16 protein-coding genes are annotated in these 19,251 nt (G+C 43.9%); all 16 read left to right on the top strand.

Annotated elements, in window-relative coordinates; genetic code table 11:
* Window positions 1-7: 7 nt before the first annotated feature.
* The 16 genes from B5Y67_RS20315 (at window position 8) to B5Y67_RS20240 (ending at window position 19,225) form a co-directional block, all read left to right on the top strand.
* Window positions 8-784: a LytTR family DNA-binding domain-containing protein gene (locus tag B5Y67_RS20315; RefSeq protein WP_088228213.1), complete on the top strand. Its 777-nt coding sequence runs from the start codon at window positions 8-10 to the stop codon at window positions 782-784.
* A gap of 220 nt (window positions 785-1,004) precedes the next feature.
* The gene (locus B5Y67_RS20310; RefSeq protein ID WP_088228212.1) at window positions 1,005-2,657 is read left to right on the top strand and encodes a lactate permease LctP family transporter; all 1,653 of its coding nucleotides are present in this window, start codon (window positions 1,005-1,007) and stop codon (window positions 2,655-2,657) included.
* A gap of 23 nt (window positions 2,658-2,680) precedes the next feature.
* Window positions 2,681-3,028: a cupin domain-containing protein gene (locus tag B5Y67_RS20305; protein ID WP_088228211.1), complete on the top strand. Its 348-nt coding sequence runs from the start codon at window positions 2,681-2,683 to the stop codon at window positions 3,026-3,028.
* A 325-nt stretch (window positions 3,029-3,353) separates the two neighbouring features.
* Entirely contained in the window at window positions 3,354-5,312 is a 1,959-nt protein-coding gene (locus tag B5Y67_RS20300; RefSeq protein WP_088228210.1) for a sigma 54-interacting transcriptional regulator, read from the top strand.
* Between the two features lie 305 nt (window positions 5,313-5,617).
* The gene (locus tag B5Y67_RS20295; RefSeq protein ID WP_088228209.1) at window positions 5,618-5,905 is read left to right on the top strand and encodes a UxaA family hydrolase; all 288 of its coding nucleotides are present in this window, start codon (window positions 5,618-5,620) and stop codon (window positions 5,903-5,905) included.
* A gap of 17 nt (window positions 5,906-5,922) precedes the next feature.
* A complete protein-coding gene (locus tag B5Y67_RS20290; protein WP_088228208.1) occupies window positions 5,923-7,080 on the top strand; it encodes a UxaA family hydrolase in 1,158 nt (385 codons plus the stop codon).
* Between the two features lie 416 nt (window positions 7,081-7,496).
* Window positions 7,497-7,658, top strand: coding sequence for a rubredoxin (gene rd, locus B5Y67_RS20285; protein WP_088228207.1), 162 nt, complete (start codon window positions 7,497-7,499; stop codon window positions 7,656-7,658).
* 23 nt (window positions 7,659-7,681) lie between these two features.
* Window positions 7,682-8,065, top strand: a complete 384-nt coding sequence (locus tag B5Y67_RS20280) for a desulfoferrodoxin (protein ID WP_088228206.1) — start codon at window positions 7,682-7,684, stop codon at window positions 8,063-8,065.
* 507 nt (window positions 8,066-8,572) lie between these two features.
* A complete protein-coding gene (locus tag B5Y67_RS20275; protein WP_088228205.1) occupies window positions 8,573-10,663 on the top strand; it encodes a sigma-54-dependent Fis family transcriptional regulator in 2,091 nt (696 codons plus the stop codon).
* A gap of 253 nt (window positions 10,664-10,916) precedes the next feature.
* Window positions 10,917-12,275 (top strand): thiolase family protein, encoded by a 1,359-nt coding sequence (locus tag B5Y67_RS20270; RefSeq protein ID WP_088228204.1) that lies wholly within the window; start codon window positions 10,917-10,919, stop codon window positions 12,273-12,275.
* 48 nt (window positions 12,276-12,323) lie between these two features.
* The gene (locus B5Y67_RS20265; RefSeq protein WP_088228203.1) at window positions 12,324-13,472 is read left to right on the top strand and encodes an acyl-CoA dehydrogenase family protein; all 1,149 of its coding nucleotides are present in this window, start codon (window positions 12,324-12,326) and stop codon (window positions 13,470-13,472) included.
* A gap of 61 nt (window positions 13,473-13,533) precedes the next feature.
* On the top strand, window positions 13,534-14,508 hold the full coding sequence (locus B5Y67_RS20260) for a CoA transferase (protein WP_088228202.1): 975 nt from the start codon (window positions 13,534-13,536) through the stop codon (window positions 14,506-14,508).
* Window positions 14,508-15,317, top strand: a complete 810-nt coding sequence (locus tag B5Y67_RS20255) for a CoA-transferase (RefSeq protein ID WP_088228201.1) — start codon at window positions 14,508-14,510, stop codon at window positions 15,315-15,317. The genes B5Y67_RS20260 and B5Y67_RS20255 overlap by 1 nt, the downstream gene beginning before the upstream one ends.
* A gap of 343 nt (window positions 15,318-15,660) precedes the next feature.
* Window positions 15,661-17,820: a glycosyltransferase family 39 protein gene (locus B5Y67_RS20250; protein ID WP_088228200.1), complete on the top strand. Its 2,160-nt coding sequence runs from the start codon at window positions 15,661-15,663 to the stop codon at window positions 17,818-17,820.
* Window positions 17,821-17,835: 15 nt separating this feature from the next.
* The gene (locus B5Y67_RS20245) at window positions 17,836-18,834 is read left to right on the top strand and encodes a glycosyltransferase family 2 protein (protein ID WP_088228199.1); all 999 of its coding nucleotides are present in this window, start codon (window positions 17,836-17,838) and stop codon (window positions 18,832-18,834) included.
* On the top strand, window positions 18,797-19,225 hold the full coding sequence (locus B5Y67_RS20240; protein ID WP_088228198.1) for a GtrA family protein: 429 nt from the start codon (window positions 18,797-18,799) through the stop codon (window positions 19,223-19,225). The genes B5Y67_RS20245 and B5Y67_RS20240 overlap by 38 nt, the downstream gene beginning before the upstream one ends.
* Window positions 19,226-19,251: the final 26 nt, after the last annotated feature.

Below are 19,251 nucleotides of genomic sequence, written 5' to 3'. Positions count from 1 at the left end.
GAATGCAATGAGAGTTATCGTAGCAGATGATGAACAGCCGGCCCGGGACGAACTTGTTTATTTACTGACTAAAATGCAGGGCGTTATGGTCATTGGTGAAGCCTCAACTAACGAAGAAGTATTGCATAAAGTAAGAGAATTGAAGCCTGATGTTGTTTTTCTGGATATAGAAATGCCTGACGGCTCCGGTATTGATACTGCCTTGAGAATTTCGAAGGATAAAGAATTTGCTGTCAAGCCTGCCATCGTTTTTGCTACTGCTTATAATCATTATGCTGTACAGGCTTTCGATTTAAACGCTGCAGATTATTTGCTTAAACCTTTCAAAGAGTATAGGCTGTTTGAAACGCTTCAGCGACTAAAAACTCGCATAGAAATAGAGAGAGATAAAGGATCTCTGTCCAGCGAGTTTAAAGACAAGTTAGATAGCATTTACGCCCTTCTTCGGACGAATAACGATAAATCGAAACTCAAAGTCGAAGAAAATGAAACGATATATTTAATTCCGATCGAAAACATTCTCTATGCAACGATTGAAGAGCGATCTGTCAGGGTGTTTGCAGATGATGGCAGTTATCTAACCCATTATTCCTTAAATGAACTGGAGAGTATTTTGGGAGACTCCTTTTTAAGAGTTCATAAGAGTTATATCGCCAATCTCAATAGAATTAGGGCTATTGTTCCTTGGTTTAATAACACATTCAATTTAACGATGGAAGATGATTCGAAAATTCATGTTAGTCGTACGCACGTTAAATCGTTAAGGCAACGTTTAAAACTGTAAATAATCCGTTCGGACAGGATTTATGGCTGTTTAGACATAATATCCTGTCTTTTTTGTTGAATTAAAGTTTAGTGAACTTTTTCTTTGTAAAATACAATCAGAATTGCAAATTTTGTTTGATTTATTAATGAAAGGCGGTGCGTAAAGAGACTAAATTTCTAAGATACTCTTTTTCTAGGGTGGTTCCTGTACTTAAATAATTGGTAAAGGAATGAATGACATGCACTGGTTACAGAATTACTCAGCATTAGGAAACACTGGTCTAACCGCATTAGTTGTTGCGATCCCGATCTTTTTCTTATTCTGGGCCCTAGCCATAAAGCGTATGAAGGGTCATGTCGCCGGACTTTTAACATTATTAATAGCAATTATTGATGTTGTACTCGTTTATAAAATGCCAGTTGGTGCTGCCGTTTCCTCCACAATCTTAGGGGCGGTCAATGGACTGTTTCCCATTGGCTGGATTATTGTTTCAGCCGTTTTCTTATACAATCTTACCGTTGAAGCTGGACAATTCGATATTATTAAAAGTTCTATTTCTTCAATCTCCAGCGATCGCCGAATGCAGGCCTTGCTGATTGCCTTCTGCTTTTCAGCCTTTATGGAAGGGGCAGCCGGTCAGGGTGCACCCGTAGCCATTGCTGCCGCTATGTTAATCGGTTTGGGTTTTGATCCCTTATGGGCGGCTGTGATTTGCCTTGTGGCCAATGTTCCGCCGGTTCCTTTTGGGCCTGTAGGAACTCCAACGATTATGATGGGGTCGGTCACCGGTATTAACGAAAATATTATTACTGCGGCTGTTGGTCGTGAAGTTTCAATTGTAGCCATTATTATTCCTTTTGCTATGTTAATCGTCATGGCCGGATGGAAAAAAACAGTAGAGGTTTTGCCGGCGGTTCTAGTGGCTGGGATTAGTTTTGCAATTCCCTTTTTCATTGTAACGAATTACCTGGGACCAACACTTCCAAGTATTGTTTCCCCGATTGTCTCTTTGTTTTGCATGACGTTGTTTCTGCGTTTTTGGAAACCCAAATCTATTTGGCGTTTTCCAAATGATCAGGAAATATCAGCGGCTAATGAACCTCACTATACAGGAGGTCAGGTTTTTAAGGCCTGGTCACCCTTTTTAGTGTTAACCCTCGTCATGGGATTTTGGAGCACGTCTATGTTTAAAGATTGGGTGGCGAAGGATTTAAAGTGGTTTGTTAATATTCCTCATTGGCCGGGTTTGGACGGTCTTGTTTATAAGGCTGCACCCATTGTAACTAAACCTGCCGTCTATGCAGCGAACTACAAATGGGATTTCTTTGCCGCACCAGGAACGGCTATGTTAGTTGCCTCAATTATCTCAATGATTATTTTAGGAATTAGTCCGGCAACCGGAGTAAAAGTTTTTAGCAAAACCTTAAAACAATTATTCTTCTCGCTGGTGACTATTGCCTCAGTACTTGGCCTGGCCTACTTAGCCAATTATTCGGGCATGTCGTATACGTTAGGTCTGGCGTTCGCTTCAACCGGTGTTATTTTCCCCGTATTCTCTCCGATTTTAGGTTGGTTAGGTGTGTTCCTTACCGGTTCTGTTACTTCTTCGGCCGCCTTATTTGGTAAACTACAGCAAGTTACAGCGGGCCAACTTGGCTTAAATCCTATCCTAACTGTGTCTGCCAGTTTAACCGGCGGAATCATTGGTAAGCTTATTTCTCCTCAATCTATAGCAATTGCTTGTGCGGCTGTAGGGTTAGTCGGGAGGGAGACAGATATCTTCAGACGTACTCTGAAATATTCGGTAACACTTTTGGGCATTGTTATTGTTATGATCTTAATTTTTGCCTATGTCATTCCGGGAGCTCTTCCTGTAATTGCTGCCCAGTAGAAAATCAGAAGGGGGTTATGATGATGAACGATAGAGTATTTGATTTGGAGCACCTGGCGAAATTTGATAAGAATGTTCCTCAGAAAGTGTCAGTCTATGAATCTGATAAAACACTGGCTGCCATGTGGTGCCTCGAACCAGGGCAAGAGGTTTTTTTGCATGCCCATCCAAATGCTGACGATGTTTGGATATGTTTAGAAGGGGAATCAGGACTTTACTTTGCCGGTGAAGGGCAAGAGGTGAACATTAAAAAGGGTATGGCTATTTTGGCCAAAGCGGGTCAAACTCATGGGATGAGAAATACAGGAACCAATCGCTTTGTTTTCGTGGGTGTTTGCGGACCTGTTCCCGTTGAGGTTATAAAACTGTAATTTTTCAAGCCTTAAGGTATAAGGACTTAGGTCAAACGTTTTTTCTTTGACCTAAGCCCTTTTTTGTTGCCTGAGTTCATGGCTTTTTTAAGATATTCGTATGTCCTCTTGCTGGGATAGTATATAATATGACTAATTCGTATGGTCAAACAGTGGTTCTTTCGCTGAGGACTTTGTTCTGCTGCCAGAAAGTATAACGTTCGGTTGTATACTTCACTCTAGTATAAGTGCTATTGTCTTGCCGCTTTTGCCAAAGGCAAACAAGCGCGAAGGCAGTGTCTTTGAGCAACAACTAAGCATTTAACGAGAACTTTTGGGAGGACTTATGGACTATTCGCGTGTTTTATTTGTCGCCCCTTATGAAGAGCTTGCCGAAGAGGCTAGAAAAACTGTTAAGGTACTGAAAAAGCCATGCTGCGTTATCGTGGCTGATATGAGCGAAGGGGCGGCGGCTGCCAAAAAGGCCCTTAATGATGGGGTTGAAGTAATTATCAGCCGTGGAGGAACAGCTTCCTTAATTCGTCAAGCCGTAACTATTCCTGTCGTTGACGTTGAGGTGACCGGTTATGATATCTTGCGGGCATTCTATCCTTTGAGGAATATAGAAGGTTCTTTCGGTATTATTGGTTTTCCTTCCGTTATTAAAGGCTGTCAAACTGTTGCTGAAATGTTTGGGCTTAACTATTTTATCTATGAACTTGAAGAAGAAAATGATTCGCTGCAGTCTCTGAATAAAGAAGAGTTGGCGCAAACAAAACTAATTATCGGTGACACTCTTGCTGTTCGCTATTCGGAAATTTTAAATCGACCGGTGCATCTCATTAAGTCTGGGCCGGAATCAATTGCTGCGGCCATTTTACAAGCTGAGCGGCTTATTGAAGCCCTGGAAAGGGATCGTGCCAAAACAGCTCTCAGTACTGTAATTCTTAATGCAGTTCATGAAGGTGTTGTTACTATTGATAAAAACGAGGCAATTGTTAACATCAATGCAGAAGCTTTAAAAATGCTGGAGCTTACTCCGGATATCTTAGGGAAGCCGGCCAAAATTCTATTCCGATCTCAATTGCTGGAGGGGATTCATTCAAAAAAACTCACGGGCCACCCTGAAAGGGTAAATGGAAGAGATTTAGTTATAAATCTTTACCCCATACTTGTTCGGGATATCCACTTAGGCACAGTAGTGACTTTGCAGAATGCCCAGGAGATTCAGCAAGCTGAATATAATATTCGCCGAAAGCTCTATCACAAAGGATTAATTGCCAAATTCTCTCTAAAGGATTTTATTGGAGACAGCAATTCTGTACGTTTGGTACTAAATCAAGCCCAAAAATACGCTCTTACAGACAGCAGTATTTTGATTCAAGGGGAGTCGGGTACGGGAAAGGAAATTTTAGCCCAGGGAATTCATCAAGTGAGCCTGCGTCAAAATGGTCCCTTCGTGGCTGTAAACTGTGCCGCCTTGCCGGAGAATTTGTTAGAAAGTGAACTGTTTGGGTATGAAGAGGGGGCTTTTACCGGGGCTCGCAAAGGCGGAAAAGCCGGACTCTTTGAATTAGCTCACAGAGGAACTCTTTTTCTTGATGAGGTCGGAGAATTGCCCCTTCATGTCCAAGCTCGTTTGCTGCGGGTTTTGCAAGAAAAGGAAGTCATGAGGGTTGGGGGTGACCGGGTAATTCCGGTGGATGTACGGCTTATCTCAGCAACTCATCGCAAACTGAATGAAGCCGTAGAGAAGAACGAATTTCGAGCGGATTTATTCTACAGGTTACATGTTTTAGGGTTAATGGTTCCCCCTCTAAGGGAACGAAAAGGAGATATCCGGCTTTTGATGAATCAATTCCTTCATGAGCTTGCTCCTAAATTGGGAAAGTCCAAGCTCAACTATACCGAAGAAGTTTATCAAGCCTTTGAAAACTACCATTGGCCCGGAAACGTTCGGGAATTAAGAAATTGCGTTGAGAAACTTATTGTTCTGTCTGAAACCGATTTGATCCCTCCGGAAAGTTTAATGGCTATTTCCTTTATTAAAAACCAAAACGAATCTGCCCATCTCTTTGGTCGATCTAATCTGAATGCTGAAAGCCAGCAAACGGCTCATTTTTCTCAGCTGCCTGAGACATCTGATCCTGCTGAAATCGTTATATCCATTCAGGGAAGCTTAAATGACATCGAAAAACGTGTGATTGAGAAGGTTGTGCTGTTAGAGAATCATAATCTTACCCGTGCTGCCAGACGTCTTGGCATTGACCGTTCTACTCTATGGCGCAAAAGACGCCAGGAGTGACAGGAGTGTCAGGGGGACGGTCCTTTTGACACACTCTTGCCATATTCAGAACAGGGCGTAATAGTGATTTTACATAGATTATTGCATAAAGCAGCACTGTTTTAATTTGCAACGCGACGTTGTTGAATTATAAAACAACGCTGCTTTTTCTGTGATGTAATCTATGAGCAAAGAATAATAATCTTGGCTCCAAACACCTAATTAGCCTGGATTTGAGTCTCTTAAGCTGCAATTTTAACAATTATTAAAATATGGCATGTTTTTTGCGTGACTAAATTAGGTATTAAATTTGGAGGTGAATCTCTTTGAAAAAACAAGCAGTGGTGATTAATGTTAAAGACAATGTAGCCACCTTAGTGGACGATTTTACATCGGGTACCGAAATTCATTATTTTATAGGAGAACAAGAACAATCGGTAATTCTTCTTCAGGATATCCCCCTTGGTCATAAAGTGGCTATTCGGGAGATTAAAAAAGGTGAAGAGGTTATTAAATACGGAGAAAGCCTTGGAGGCGCAACTGCAGATATTAAAATCGGCCAGCACGTTCATGTTCATAACATGGAAAGCTTGCGCGGTCGTGGAGATAAGTAAAAAGGGAGGATTTTATGATGGAGATTTTGGGATATAGACGTCCTGATGGTAAAGTAGGAATTCGTAATCATATTGCTATAATTCCAACGGCAGTATGTTCCAGTACAGTTGCAGCTAATATTGCAGCTCAGGTTCCCGGAGCGGTAGCTCTTCCCAATCAGCATGGCTGTTGTCAAATTGGAGCTGATCATGAACAGACTGTTCGCACATTGATTGGCCTTGGTAAGAATCCGAATGTTGCAGCAGTTCTAGTCGTCGGACTTGGCTGTGAAGGTGTTCCTATTCGTGAGGTCGCTGATGAAATCGCCGCTACCGGGAAACCAGTAGAGGTAATAGTAATTCAGGAAGTTGGCGGGACGCTCAAAGCCACGGCTGAAGGGCTCCGCAAAGCTGGTGAACTTGCCCGCAAAGTCGCCCATTTACAGCCCGAAAAAATAGACGTTAGTGAACTTGTTATGGCTATCGAATGCGGCGGTTCTGATTTCACCTCCGGCTTAGCTTCTAATCCGGCTTGTGGAATTGCCTCAGATATGCTTGTTGCCGCAGGCGGTACTTCTATGCTTTCAGAGACCACAGAATTTATTGGCGCCGAACACGTTTTGGCCCGTCGCTGCAAAACGCCGGAAATCGGAGAAAAATTAATCCGCTATGTCCGCGAATGTGAAGAGAGGGCAAAACTCCTGAACGTCGATATACGCGGCGGTCAACCAACACCGGGAAACATTGCCGGCGGAATAAGTTCAATTGAGGAAAAATCTTTGGGATGTATCCATAAAGCAGGACATGCCCCTATTCAGGATGTTTTGGCCTACGGAGAAGTTCCCAAGGGCAAGGGCCTGTATGTTATGGATTCTCCTGGTCAGGATATCGAGTCAATTACCGGTATGGTTGCAGGCGGAGCTACCGTCGTTATCTTTACTACCGGGCGAGGAACTCCAACAGGCTGCCCGATTGCCCCGGTCATTAAAATCACTGGCAACGAGCGGACATTTAAAATGATGGAAGACAACATGGATATTGATGCTTCAACCATTATTTCCGGCGAAGAAACAATTGAACAAGTCGGAAAAAGAATCTACGAGATGGTCGTTGAGGCAGCCAACGGGCATATGCCTAAGGCCGAAAGTCTTGGTCACAAGGAGTTTGGAATTTATAAAATTGCTCCGACCTATTAAGGGCCTGCCCAGGAAGGATAACAGGATATAGGAATTCGAAATATTCGACATGAGCTAAGGATTTTACGGATATACGTCTTAAAGAAGGGCTTCCACGATGTGGAGACCCTTCTTTTGTTGGCACTTTGCAAACGTTAGAACAAATTCTTCGATTTGGATCCAGTAACTGCAGGACGCTTTGGGCGTCTTTAAGTTATGGCGAGATCAATTAATGAATAGAGAAACAGCTATTTGTAAACTTTAAATCATTATCAACCTATGTCGAAAAAAATCGGAAAAATTTTTAAGAAAACTGCATTTAATTCTTGATTTATAATTAAATTAATTATAAAATAATAACAAGATAAATGCTCCGCTTTTCGTTGATAACCAATCAGCTTAATACTTAAAATCATTATATTAAGGGGGAAAAGACAATGAAAAAATATCAATGTACTGTTTGTGGTTATGTTTATGATCCGGCCCTAGGTGATCCTGATTCAGGAATTGCACCGGGCACTCCTTTTGAAGACATTCCAGAGGATTGGGTTTGCCCCACATGCGGCGTCAGCAAAGATCAATTTGAGCCTGTTGATTAAATGAGATTATGGAGGGATAAGAAATGACGAATTTGAGAGAATTATTTAAGTGTAGTATCTGTGGTAATGTGGTTGAAGTAGTAAATCCAGGAGCACCTGCCTTAGTGTGCTGCCATCAGCCCATGGAGAAATTGGAAGCGGGTGTTACCGAAGCCAGCACTGAAAAGCATATTCCCGTCATCGAACCGTCTGCTGGCTGGGTTAAAGTAAAAGTAGGCAGCGTTGCACACCCAATGGAAGAAAAACATTTTATTCGCTTTATTGAGGTGTTGACAAAAGATCAAGTACTTAGAGCGGAACTTAAGCCCAATGACCCACCTGAAGCACTGTTTAAAGTAAGTGCTTCAGAAGTCCTGGAAGTACGAGAATACTGTACAATACATGGTTTATGGAAAAATGCTCAGTAACTTAACAAAGATATATCAAAATGACAGACGGATTAATTTCCGTCTGTTTTTTGATCCAATCGCAAGAGGGGCTGTTGCATAATGAATATCTATCCGTTTTTATAAATAAAACCCTGCATATAAGTGGATTCGAACCACTATTTATGCAGGGTTTTGTTTAATGAGGGCGTTTATACATTTTGAAACACCCCCTGGTTCCCATACCTTGCTTCGGTGGGATAGAGTCCTCACCGGGCGCTGATGAAGAGTTGAAAAAAATGAGAAAATATTGCTTGGAGTTATAAAAGCCTAGTAAACTTATAAAGAAGGTATTTATATGTTTTTAAGGTATTACTCAATGGTTTTTTGATATAGAAGGGGAGGAGCAGGGAATATCTAAAAAGTATAGAATAATAAGAATATATTGATAACTAATTAAAACAGTTGGACCCTTTAACGGAATTGTGCAAGTTTCTCAGACTTCTCAAGAAGAAACTGATTTGAATAAAATTAAAGGAGTGATCAAATATGCTCCTGCGGGAAGGGACTAATAAGCGAATCTCATATTTAAACCTTGGCGACACTATTGCCAAGGCTGTGCGGATTTTCATGGATTTGAAAATTGCTATTATCCCCGTGTTAGATGGAAAAGGAAGTCTTGTGAGTATATTTAGCAGGAGCAGTCTCTATCGGGCGATCCTAAACGGAGCAACCCATCAAGACATTGTCGATCCTTACCTGATCAAAGAAGTGATCAGTATTTCCGAGGATATCTCCGACGAAGAGTTGGCCGATTTCGTAAAAGTGAGTCCCGTGGGCTCCGTTCCCGTCGTTAACAAGGAAGGCAAAGTCATTGGACTTTTATGCAAGGCGAACATGGTTATGACTTTGTTTAGGCACTCCGAACTGCTTAATGGTCAATTAAAAGCTATTTTAGATTCCATGCACAATGGTGTTATTGCCGTTGACAGTAAAGGCATAGTAACGCACCTGAATATTGGCGCCAGCCGTATATTAGGCTTAAAGTCTGAGAACTGTCTTGGGCGCGGGTGTAATAAGCTATTGCCGAATTTGGACTTAACTCCGGCTTTGGGCAAGGGTGAGGTTAAAATAGGATTAAAACATAAGCATGGCAACATTACCATGGTTGTTAACATAACTCCCTTAATTATCGGAGGCAGTATCGCCGGGGGAATTGTGATTTTTCAAGACCTAACAGATTTGGAGCAGGCTGCTAAAGAACTGGAGACGGTTAAAGCTTTAAACAAGACTTTTGATACAGTTCTTAATATTATTCATGATGGTATTATTGTGGTGGATGAAAAGGGAAAAACGGCATTAGTTAATCAGGCCATGGCAGATTTTTTAGCCTTACCTCCAAAGAGAATTATTGGAAAACATGTCACGGAAATTATGGCGGACAGCAGGCTTCATTTAGTAGCTGGTTCCGGTGTATCGGAAACAAGTGACGTTATGACAATTCAGGGTAAGCCGATTATTGTTTCCAGGTTGCCCATTGTTCGAGAAGGTGAGGTTGTGGGTGCAGTAGGTAAAGCAGTATTTCCCCAACTTGCTGAAGTCCGAGAACTTGCTGATAAAATAAGATTACTGGAAAACAAAGTAACTTTTTTTCAGGAAGAATTACAGAGAAACAAAACTGCTCAAGATATTATGAATAACATTGTTGCTGAAAGTACCGAAATGAAAAAGCTAAAGGAAGAAATAACGATTGTTGCCTCAAGCAGTTCCACTGTTTTAATTACCGGGGAGAGCGGCACGGGCAAGGAAGGAGTGGCTCAGGCTGTACATGCCTGTAGTGATCGCTGGAGAGGTCCCTTCATAAAGGTAAATTGCGCAGCCATTCCGGAAAACTTAATGGAAGCAGAAATGTTTGGCTATGTCAGGGGGGCCTTTACGGGAGCCGCACAGAGCGGAAAACAAGGACGATTAGAAATTGCCGATGGCGGTACTCTTTTTTTAGATGAAATCGGCGACATGCCTCTTGGCTTACAATCCAAGCTGCTCAGGGTTCTGCAGGATCGTGAATTTGAACGTTTAGGGAGTACTAAAAGCATTAAAGTTAATGTCCGGATTATTGCAGCAACAAATAAAAATCTTAATAGAGCTATTTCCGAAGGTCAGTTCCGAGCCGATCTTTTTTATCGTTTAAATGTTATCAATCTGCATTTACCCCCTTTACGGGAACGTTGGGAAGATATTAAACCTTTAACCTATTATTTCATCGCGAAATTCAATACTATTCTTAAAGGAAATGTTAAGGGTATTGCTGATGATGCCATGGCGGCCCTCTTAAACTATTCCTGGGCGGGAAATATACGTGAATTGGAAAATGTTATCGAGAGAGCTGTTAATTATACACGCAGCGGTTTGATTCGTTTAACCCATTTACCCAATCAAATTCTAAGCAACAGCACCTCTGAAAGTGAGGCAAATGTTGGCACGATCCGCTATCAAGATCAGATTGCCCGCATAGAACGGAACATGATTATCGTGGCTCTTGAGAAAGCCGGCGGGAACAAGACTAAAGCCGCCAAGATCCTTAATCTTAGTCGATCCAGGCTTTACGATAAACTGAATAAATATAACCTGAAAAACTAGCTGCTTCCCTACAGCCTATTTTTGTAAAGCGGCTCCTGTCGTCCCGAAAGCGGACACACTTTGAACAGATGTGTCCGCTTTTCGGGACGATTTTTTTTGTATCATCTGATGATTAGCAACGGCAGAGGCTGATGTATCAAGTGAATTTGAGATTAAAAAGGCCTACATTTGTCACTGGCACAGTAATTGCAAAATAATTCTTACGATTCGGACATATCAAAAATAATTATGATATTTGAATGGAGGAAGACAGATGCCCAAGGAAGTACAAAAGCTAAAAATAGTTAGAAAAAATTTCTACAAAGACGCGAAAATCTGTGCTTATGGCGAACGAAAGCCTGATTATTCAACTATGGGGCAGAAAATCGGCAATACCTTTGCGCGACAACGAGAGGTTGTATGCGTAGAGGCTTGCCGAACTCCGTATGGTAAATCTCTTGGGGCTTTAGTCGAGTATGATGCCGCTCAACTAGGAGCTTTAGCTATTAAAGAAGTGATCCGCAGAACTGAAGGCAAGGTTTCCCCTGGTGACGTTGACTATGTCATTATGGGTCACGTCGTTCAAGCCGGCTGCGGTCAGGTTCCCAGCCGCCAGGCCACTCTTTTGGCAGGACTTCCCGAACATGTACCTTCTATCACAGTGAATAAGGTTTGTTCTTCGGGCGTAAAAACCATAGATTTAGCCGCGCAAATGATTGCCCTGGGAAGAGCTGACATCGTCATTGCCGGCGGACAAGAGAGCATGAGCAACATTCCCTTTGCCCTTCCTGATATGAGACGCGGAAAGAGGATGGGTCTGCTCAATGCGGCCTGTGAAGACTTAATGGTTAAAGATGGCCTTTGGGATTCCATTTACGATCGGCATATGGCTATTCATGGTTCCGAAGTAGCCGATGAATTCGGCTACAGCCGCGAAGAACAGGACGAATGGGCACTTCATTCCCAATTGGCTGCCTCAGCTGCCATGGCTGCCGGAAAGCTTGATGATGAAGTTTTTCCCGTTGCTGTTAAAAAGGGTCAGGAGATTATGGAAAAGGATGAAGGGCCGCGTGCCAATTCTACCTTGGAAGGTTTGGCTAAGCTTGGACCGGTGTTCAATCATGTCAGTGCCGTAACCGGAAAGCCAGGGAGTGTAACTGCCGGTAATGCACCTGGTACGAATGATGGGGGAGATGTCTGTCTGCTGATGAGCCGCGCTAAGGCTGATGAATTGGGGATGAAGCCTCTCTTTACCATTGTGGATTATGCGGAAGTATCACAGCCCACGAAGGACATTGCCACAGTTCCCGGCCTTTCTATCAAGAAGGTTCTGGAACAAAACAAGATGCCCTTAGAGGATATTAAGCTCATAGAAATCAACGAAGCCTTTGCAGCCGTGGCTCTCGTAAGCGCCAGGAGTATTCTGGGGATGACCAAGGAAGAGATGTTTGCAAAGGTTAATGTCAACGGCGGGGCTATTGCCTACGGTCATCCCATTGGGGCCACTGGTGCCCGGATTGTCATGACCTTAGCCTATGAACTTAAACGTCGGGGCGGAGGGTATGGGGTTTGCGGAATCTGTGCCGGTCATGCTCAAGGCGACGCCATGCTGATTCGTGTGGATGCAGACTAAGGGCTTTAATGAGGTTATTAACACAAAAAAGATTGGAGTGGAGTTAGGATGGAATTTCAGCTCAGCGACGAAACCTTAATGGTCAGGGACATGGTAAGGAAGTTTGCCAAGAGTCAAGTTGCCCCTTTGGCTGAAAAAATTGACAAGAGCCATGAGTTTCCTATGGGAACCTGGAATAAAATGAGGGAATTGGGCCTGACGGGGTTTCCTGTTCCGGAAGAATGGGGTGGAGGAGGCGGTACCTATCTCGACTTTGCAATTATTGTTGAGGAATTAGCCAAAGCCTGTGCCTCGACGGCAGTTATTACCAGCGTACACACCGGTTTAGGCTGCATGAGTATTTACTTATATGGGAGTCAGCGTTTAAAAGAAAAATATCTGAAAAGACTGTCCACAGGCGAGATTATCGGGGCTTATGCACTGACCGAACCTAATGCCGGATCGGACGCTGGTTCGCTGAAATGCAGGGCCGAAGATATGGGTGACTATTTCCTGGTTAACGGCAGCAAAATATTTATCACCAACGGAGGTCAGGCAACAACCTATTGCACGTTTGTTAAAACTGATCCCTCACAGCCTAATGGTAAAGGGATTACCTGCTTAATCATTGAAAAGGACACTCCTGGATTTACCATCAGCAAGCCGGTTGAGAAAATGGGAATGCATGGTTCACCGACGGTGGAACTGAATTTCGAAAACGTGAAAGTTCCTAAAGAAAATGTCCTGGGAGAGATCAATAACGGTTTTGCTGTCGCCATGGGGCTTTTGGCCGGCGGCCGTATCACAATCGGTGCCCAGGGCCTGGGCATTGCTGAAGGGGCTTTGGAATATACTACTAACTACATCAAAGAACGACAACAGTTTGGCAAACCGCTGGCAGCGAATCAAGGTGTTCAGTTCATGATTGCCGAAATGGCTACTAAAATCGAGGCTGCCCAAATGTTAATTTATCGAGCAGCCTGGCTCAAGGACAATAAATTGCCTCATAACAAGGAAGCATCAATGGCTAAGTTTTTCGCCACAGATACTGCTATGGAAGTTACCACCAATTGCGTGCAATTGATGGGCGGATATGGCTATTGCTCGGAATACCCGGTCGAACGCATGATGAGAGACGCTAAAATCACCCAAATTTACGAAGGGTCTAACCAAATTCAGCGTATGATTATCGGACGGGAAGTTATCGGCCGCTTTTAGATTATTTGGAATTTACACGTTCGCTGAAGGAAGCATGAAATAACAGTGAGGGGGTTGTGTCATGGCTAGGCCTAAAGTTGTAAGCCTTACAGAAGCCATCGGGCAGATCAATGACGGGGATATGTTAACCTTCGGAGGATTTACAGTCTGGCGTCGTCCTATGGCTGCTATTTATGAATTGATTCGCCAGAAGAAGCGGAATCTTCACCTCGTAGAGGTCAATGGCGGGACACATGATGATATGCTTGTCGGCGCCGGCTGCGTTGGCATATGGGAATCGAGCTGGTGCGGGCATGAACTTTATGGGAAATTTGGCAGTAATCTTGCCCGCAGGATAGAAAAGGGTGAAATCTTATACGAAGATTGGGCCCATATCCATATTTTGAACCGGTTAACTGCCGGAGCAAAAGGTCTGCCCTTTTTGCCGACCTATTCTGCCATGGGCTGCGATATGTTGAATCCGGAGAATGACAATCTTGGTAAAGCGGGACTCCGTAATGGCTCCAATCCTCATATCGGCAAGCATAAATACATGATGTATAAAGAGCCCTTCACAGATTCTGAGATCGTCCTCGTTCCTGCCGCTAATCCGGACTGGTGCATCACCCATGTTCAAATGGCCGGTAATGAAGGAACTGTAAGAGTTGAGGGCTTAAAATTCAGTGACCAGGAAGTTATCAAGGCTTCGAAGCACAATATTATTATCACAGAACAAATTGTTCCAGAGGAATACTTGCGGCGGGAACCAACCCGCAATATGCTGCCGGGATACCTGGTTGACTATATTGTTGAGTTGCCTTGGGGTGCTCACCCAACGGGGTTATATGGGGTACATGAACCGGACGGTGAATTTATAGCCGACTTTTTTAAAGCGACTCGGACTCAGGAAGGCTTTGACCAGTGGGCTGAGGAATGGATCTTTGGTGTCAAAGATTTTCAGGAATATCTTAATAAGCTGGGGATCAGCCGTCTGGAGTCCCTAAGGGCCAATCCTGCTCTAGGCTATTCTTCGACAATGAAAAGGGGGTCGAGATAATGGAGAGCAAAAAAGGATATTCTAAACCCGGCGAATTTAAGCCCATGGATCTCTTAGCCTGTGCTGCTGCTCGAGAAGTTAAGGATGGTGAAATTGTCTTTGCAGGGACCGGTTTGCCGATGTTAGCGATCATGGTTGCTCAGCATACTCAAGCTCCTACAGCTGTATGCATTTATGAATCAGGTTCAATTGACGGCAGACCCATTGATCTGCCGACCTCGGTAGCCGATGCCCGCTGCAGTTATCAGGCAGCTGTGGCTGATGGTTTAACGGATGTCTTCGGGCAGCTCCAGTCAGGGAAGGTTGACTTGGCTTATCTGGGAGGGGCAGAAGTTGACCTCTATGGAAACGTTAACTGCACCTTTATGGGCGGTCCCACGGGCAAAAGGCTTACCGGCAGCGGCGGAAACTCAGATATTCACTCCCTGGCGAAGAGAAGTGTTTTAATTATGCCTCAGTTAGGTCAAAAACGGCGCTTTGTGGAAAGAGTCAGCTATATCACCTCGCCGGGTTGGAAAATTCCTCATTGGCCGGATAAAGAATGGGTTCCCAAACAACAAGTCTATGGCCCAGCCTTTAATGGCGGTCCGGCCGCTGTGATTTCTGATATGGGAGTCTATCGTTTTGACGAGCAGGGCGAAATGTACCTTGACACCGTTCATCCTGGTTTCACACCTGAGGAATGCCGGGAAAACTGCAGTTTCGAGCTTAATATTGCGCGATGTCAGGGTGAAACACTGACACCTACTTATGAAGAATTGGATTTACTTTACCAAGTCATTGATCCAGAAGGAATCATTATGAAATAAGAAGCGAGGAGTTTTGCGAAAATAGTAATAAGAAGAGGTTGATTTATCTTCCCGGGCGGAGATAAGTCAACCTCTTTACTATTGGGTGATAAATAACCTTGACAGGATCTTAAAATACCTACCACATAGTCATCACAATATCTTAATACAAATGCAATATCCTTAGTATGGGTGCGTGGTTATACTAACTGGTAGAATTTCTTGCGGATAAATTCTGTTAACCATTTGTTACATAGGTTTATCCCGAAGTTTTGATTTCTTGTGTTTAAGCTCTTGTGTTTAGCTCGATGAGGAAGAATTAGCTTTATTGATTTATTAATGTACGGTAAGGAGTTGAAAACCTATGATTCCCAAGGTCAAGCGCATCGATCCTTTCTTACTGGGAGCAGCATTACTCGCCGGGTTTTTAAATATTTATGGGATCTGGAAAGACCAATATGCCAATGCCTATTATACTGCGGCAGTAACAAGCATGCTGCAAAGTTTCCATAATTTCTTTTTTGCCTCCTTTGATCCAGGGGGATTTGTCACAGTTGATAAACCGCCGGTTGCCTTTTGGGTGCAGACACTTTTTGCTTCTATGTTTGGGGTTCATGGCTGGAGTGTTATCTTGCCCCAGGCTCTTGCAGGAATCGGGTCTGTTTTGCTGATTTATGTTCTTGTTAAACCTTCCTTTGGTCAAACAGCGGCTAGAGTTTCGGCTTTTATCTTTGCTTTTACCCCCATTGCAGCTGCTGTCAGCCGTACCAATAACGTCGACAGCTTGTTGGTTTTCACCCTCTTAGCGGCCGCCTGGTGTTTGTTTAGAGGGGCCAGAACGAGTAAACCAATCTGGTTTATGGCAGCTTTTGCTCTAGTCGGTTTGGGATTCAATATTAAAATGCTTCAAGCCTATATGGTGCTCCCTGCTTTTTACCTGTTCTATTGGCTGGCTTTTAAGGTTAATTGGCAGAGAAGACTAGCCATTCTCTCCGCCTCGACAGCGGTATTATTAGTCGTTTCCTTTTCCTGGGCTCTGGTTGTGGACAGTATACCTCCTGCGGATCGTCCTTATATCGGAAGCAGCCAAACAAACTCAGTTCTTGAACTGGCCTTTGGCTATAACGGTTTATCCCGTTTAACCGGGCAACATGGTCCGGGCGGCAATAAAAACCAAAGGCAAAGTATCAGAGGACAGTTTTCCGGCGGCTTTGCGCCGGATCAAGGTTTTGCCGCCAGGCCAAATAGTATCCAACGGAATAGCCCTTTTGGCGGTAATAATTCATCCGGCCGAACGGGACAATCAAGGCCGGAGGGAGGCGGCTTTTTCGGCGGCGGAGGCATGTTTAACACGGGGAAAGCCGGTCCTTTCCGCCTCTTCCAATCTCAATTGTCCGGTCAAATCAGCTGGCTGCTTCCTTTTGCCCTGTTGTCAGCGCTTGGTTTATTAATTGGAATCCGCAGAAAGCAGCTTTTGACGGACAAACAAAAGGAGAGTTTGTTTTGGCTGGCCTGGCTGCTGCCAATGATGGGATTCTTTAGTGTTGCGGGTTTTTTCCATTCCTACTATTTAATCATGCTGGGGCCTTCTATCGCTGCTTTATCAGGAGCGGGATGGGCAGAGTTCTATGGCTTCTATCGTAACCGCGAGGGTTGGAAAGGATGGCTGCTGCCCATAGGTGTTCTCGGTACAACCTTATTTCAACTCTATATTCTTTGGCCCTATCGGTTGCAAATTGGTTCTATTTGGACGATAAGCGTGGGGATTTTGGGATGTGTCTTTTCCCTGTATTTAGCTTTGTCTTTAATCAGGAGCAGGTCCGTAAGCTCAGAGCTTCCGCAACGTCAGCTTTTGTTCAGTCGAACTGCTGCCATCGGCGGATTGCTTGTTTTGCTGGCCGCGCCATTATATTGGGCTTCTACACCTCTTCTTTACGGAGGAAACAGTATGATACCTGAAGCCGGGCCTCAACTCAATCATGGCGGTCTCTCCAGGCTGACAACCCAGCCAGGGCGAGATGGGCGCCAAGGCTTCGGCGCCGATTCCATACCCGGTCAAGTACAAGATCAAAGGTCTAATTATCAGGGCAGGCAGGAGCAGTCCTTTAGTCAAGTTCCCGGACAGGGGCCGGGGCAGATGAGGGAAAATGTTGATACTCAATTAGTCACATATTTAGAAGCTCATAACACAGGCGAAAAGTTCCTGTTTGCTGCTGCCAATGCCGGTACGGCGGAAGCTTATATTATCCAAACCGGAAAGGCAGTAATGGCTATGGGTGGTTTTTCCGGTTCCGACCCGATTCTTACGGTGGACAAATTAAAGCAAATGATAGCTGCTAAAGAGGTTAAATATTTTCTGTTGTCCGGAGGAGGACAGGGAAGAGGCAGCTCAGATATTCAATCCTGGATTCGCCAAAATGGCAAGGAAGTTCCGCAGTCGGCTTGGCAATCCGGCTCGGGAAGCGCTCTCCAAGGAGGCAGAGGAATGTTTGGAGCTGGGACTTTATATGAAGTCAATCCGTAACAAGGAGGCAGAACTATGAGTACGGACATGCGTTATTCTATTGTGGTTCCGGTTTTTAATGAGGAAGCTGTCCTTGAGCAAACCTATCGGCGCTTAAAAAAGGTTATGGATGCGATCCAAGAACCTTATGAATTAGTTTTTGTTAATGACGGGAGCTTAGACCGTTCCGTTGAATTTATCAAAGGTTTTTGCGATCATGACAAATCCGTAAAGTTGATCTCCTTTTCCCGTAATTTTGGGCACCAAATCGCCATTACAGCGGGGATGGATTATGCTGTCGGGGCTGCGGTTGTTGTTATCGATGCCGATTTGCAGGATCCCCCGGAATTAATTATAGAGATGATTGCCAAATGGAAGGAGGGGTATGAAGTCGTTTATGCCAAACGCAGTGAGCGTAAGGGCGAAACACTTTTCAAAAAACTAACTGCTCGTCTTTTTTACCGAATTTTGCGTACCTGTACAGATATTGATATTCCTGTCGATACCGGTGATTTTCGTTTGCTGGACCGCAAAGTTTGTGATGCTTTGCAACAATTGCCTGAGAAGAACCGCTATGTGCGCGGCTTGGTAAGCTGGGTTGGTTTCAGGCAAACTGCCGTCGAGTACAGCAGAGATCCCCGTTTGGCCGGGGAAACGAAGTATTCTTTAGGAAAGATGATAAAGCTAAGCCTTGACGGTCTTACCTCTTTTTCTTTTAAACCGATCAAATTAGCGAATTATAGCGGGCTTTTTTTCCTGGTTATAGGTTTTGTATATTTGCTTTTTTTAATTGGCTTTGAGGCAGTTGACCATTCTCCAATCAGCGGCTGGAATCTTGTCTTAGCTTCTCAGTTTATATTAACGGGAATTCTTCTCACCATGATGGGAATTATGGGTGAATATATCGGTCGTATCTATGATGAAGCGAGACACCGTCCCTTATATATCGTGCAGGAATGTTATAGAAATGAAGAGAATGAACGGACAGTGAAGAAGATTGGCAAAGGTTACAAAGCGTCAACAGGAATTTCTTAAGTTTTGTGTCGTAGGAACCCTTAATTCCGCTATTGATTTGTCCGTTTTTGCCTTGCTCTTTGCCTGGGGAATTCCCTTGCTTCCGGCCCATACTCTTTCTTACAGCTGTGGCGTAATGAACAGTTTTTTGCTCAATCAGAAATGGACCTTTAAGGAATCTGCCCAGCAGCAGTCTATAAGACAACTTGTGCAGTTTATTGTCTTGAATCTAGTGACTCTGTCCCTAACTTACGGACTATTGCTTTGGGTTCACACCACTTGGGGATTTTCGATGCTTGTAAGCAGGCTTTTTTCCATAGCAGGAAGTGTAGTCATTAATTTTTTAGGCAGCCGTCTTTGGGTTTTTCGGTCGGCAAATAGCACAAGTGTTAATAGGCGAACTAAAATTTAGAACACTATTGATGTCTAAGCAATTCC

The organism is Desulfosporosinus sp. FKB, from assembly GCF_002196705.1.
Taxonomy (GTDB): domain Bacteria; phylum Bacillota; class Desulfitobacteriia; order Desulfitobacteriales; family Desulfitobacteriaceae; genus Desulfosporosinus.
The sequence above is the reverse complement of the archived record's forward strand: the minus strand, read 5'-3'. Positions and strand labels throughout refer to the sequence as shown.

What these genes read in the sequence shown, in the direction of transcription:
- B5Y67_RS20315 (WP_088228213.1), top strand. Translation starts at nt 8, where the DNA reads ATGAGAGTTATCGTAGCAGATGATGAACAGCCGGCCCGGGACGAACTT.
- B5Y67_RS20310 (WP_088228212.1), top strand. Translation starts at nt 1,005, where the DNA reads ATGCACTGGTTACAGAATTACTCAGCATTAGGAAACACTGGTCTAACC.
- B5Y67_RS20305 (WP_088228211.1), top strand. Translation starts at nt 2,681, where the DNA reads ATGAACGATAGAGTATTTGATTTGGAGCACCTGGCGAAATTTGATAAG.
- B5Y67_RS20300 (WP_088228210.1), top strand. Translation starts at nt 3,354, where the DNA reads ATGGACTATTCGCGTGTTTTATTTGTCGCCCCTTATGAAGAGCTTGCC.
- B5Y67_RS20290 (WP_088228208.1), top strand. Translation starts at nt 5,923, where the DNA reads ATGGAGATTTTGGGATATAGACGTCCTGATGGTAAAGTAGGAATTCGT.
- rd (WP_088228207.1), top strand. Translation starts at nt 7,497, where the DNA reads ATGAAAAAATATCAATGTACTGTTTGTGGTTATGTTTATGATCCGGCC.
- B5Y67_RS20280 (WP_088228206.1), top strand. Translation starts at nt 7,682, where the DNA reads ATGACGAATTTGAGAGAATTATTTAAGTGTAGTATCTGTGGTAATGTG.
- B5Y67_RS20275 (WP_088228205.1), top strand. Translation starts at nt 8,573, where the DNA reads ATGCTCCTGCGGGAAGGGACTAATAAGCGAATCTCATATTTAAACCTT.
- B5Y67_RS20270 (WP_088228204.1), top strand. Translation starts at nt 10,917, where the DNA reads ATGCCCAAGGAAGTACAAAAGCTAAAAATAGTTAGAAAAAATTTCTAC.
- B5Y67_RS20265 (WP_088228203.1), top strand. Translation starts at nt 12,324, where the DNA reads ATGGAATTTCAGCTCAGCGACGAAACCTTAATGGTCAGGGACATGGTA.
- B5Y67_RS20260 (WP_088228202.1), top strand. Translation starts at nt 13,534, where the DNA reads ATGGCTAGGCCTAAAGTTGTAAGCCTTACAGAAGCCATCGGGCAGATC.
- B5Y67_RS20255 (WP_088228201.1), top strand. Translation starts at nt 14,508, where the DNA reads ATGGAGAGCAAAAAAGGATATTCTAAACCCGGCGAATTTAAGCCCATG.
- B5Y67_RS20250 (WP_088228200.1), top strand. Translation starts at nt 15,661, where the DNA reads ATGATTCCCAAGGTCAAGCGCATCGATCCTTTCTTACTGGGAGCAGCA.
- B5Y67_RS20245 (WP_088228199.1), top strand. Translation starts at nt 17,836, where the DNA reads ATGAGTACGGACATGCGTTATTCTATTGTGGTTCCGGTTTTTAATGAG.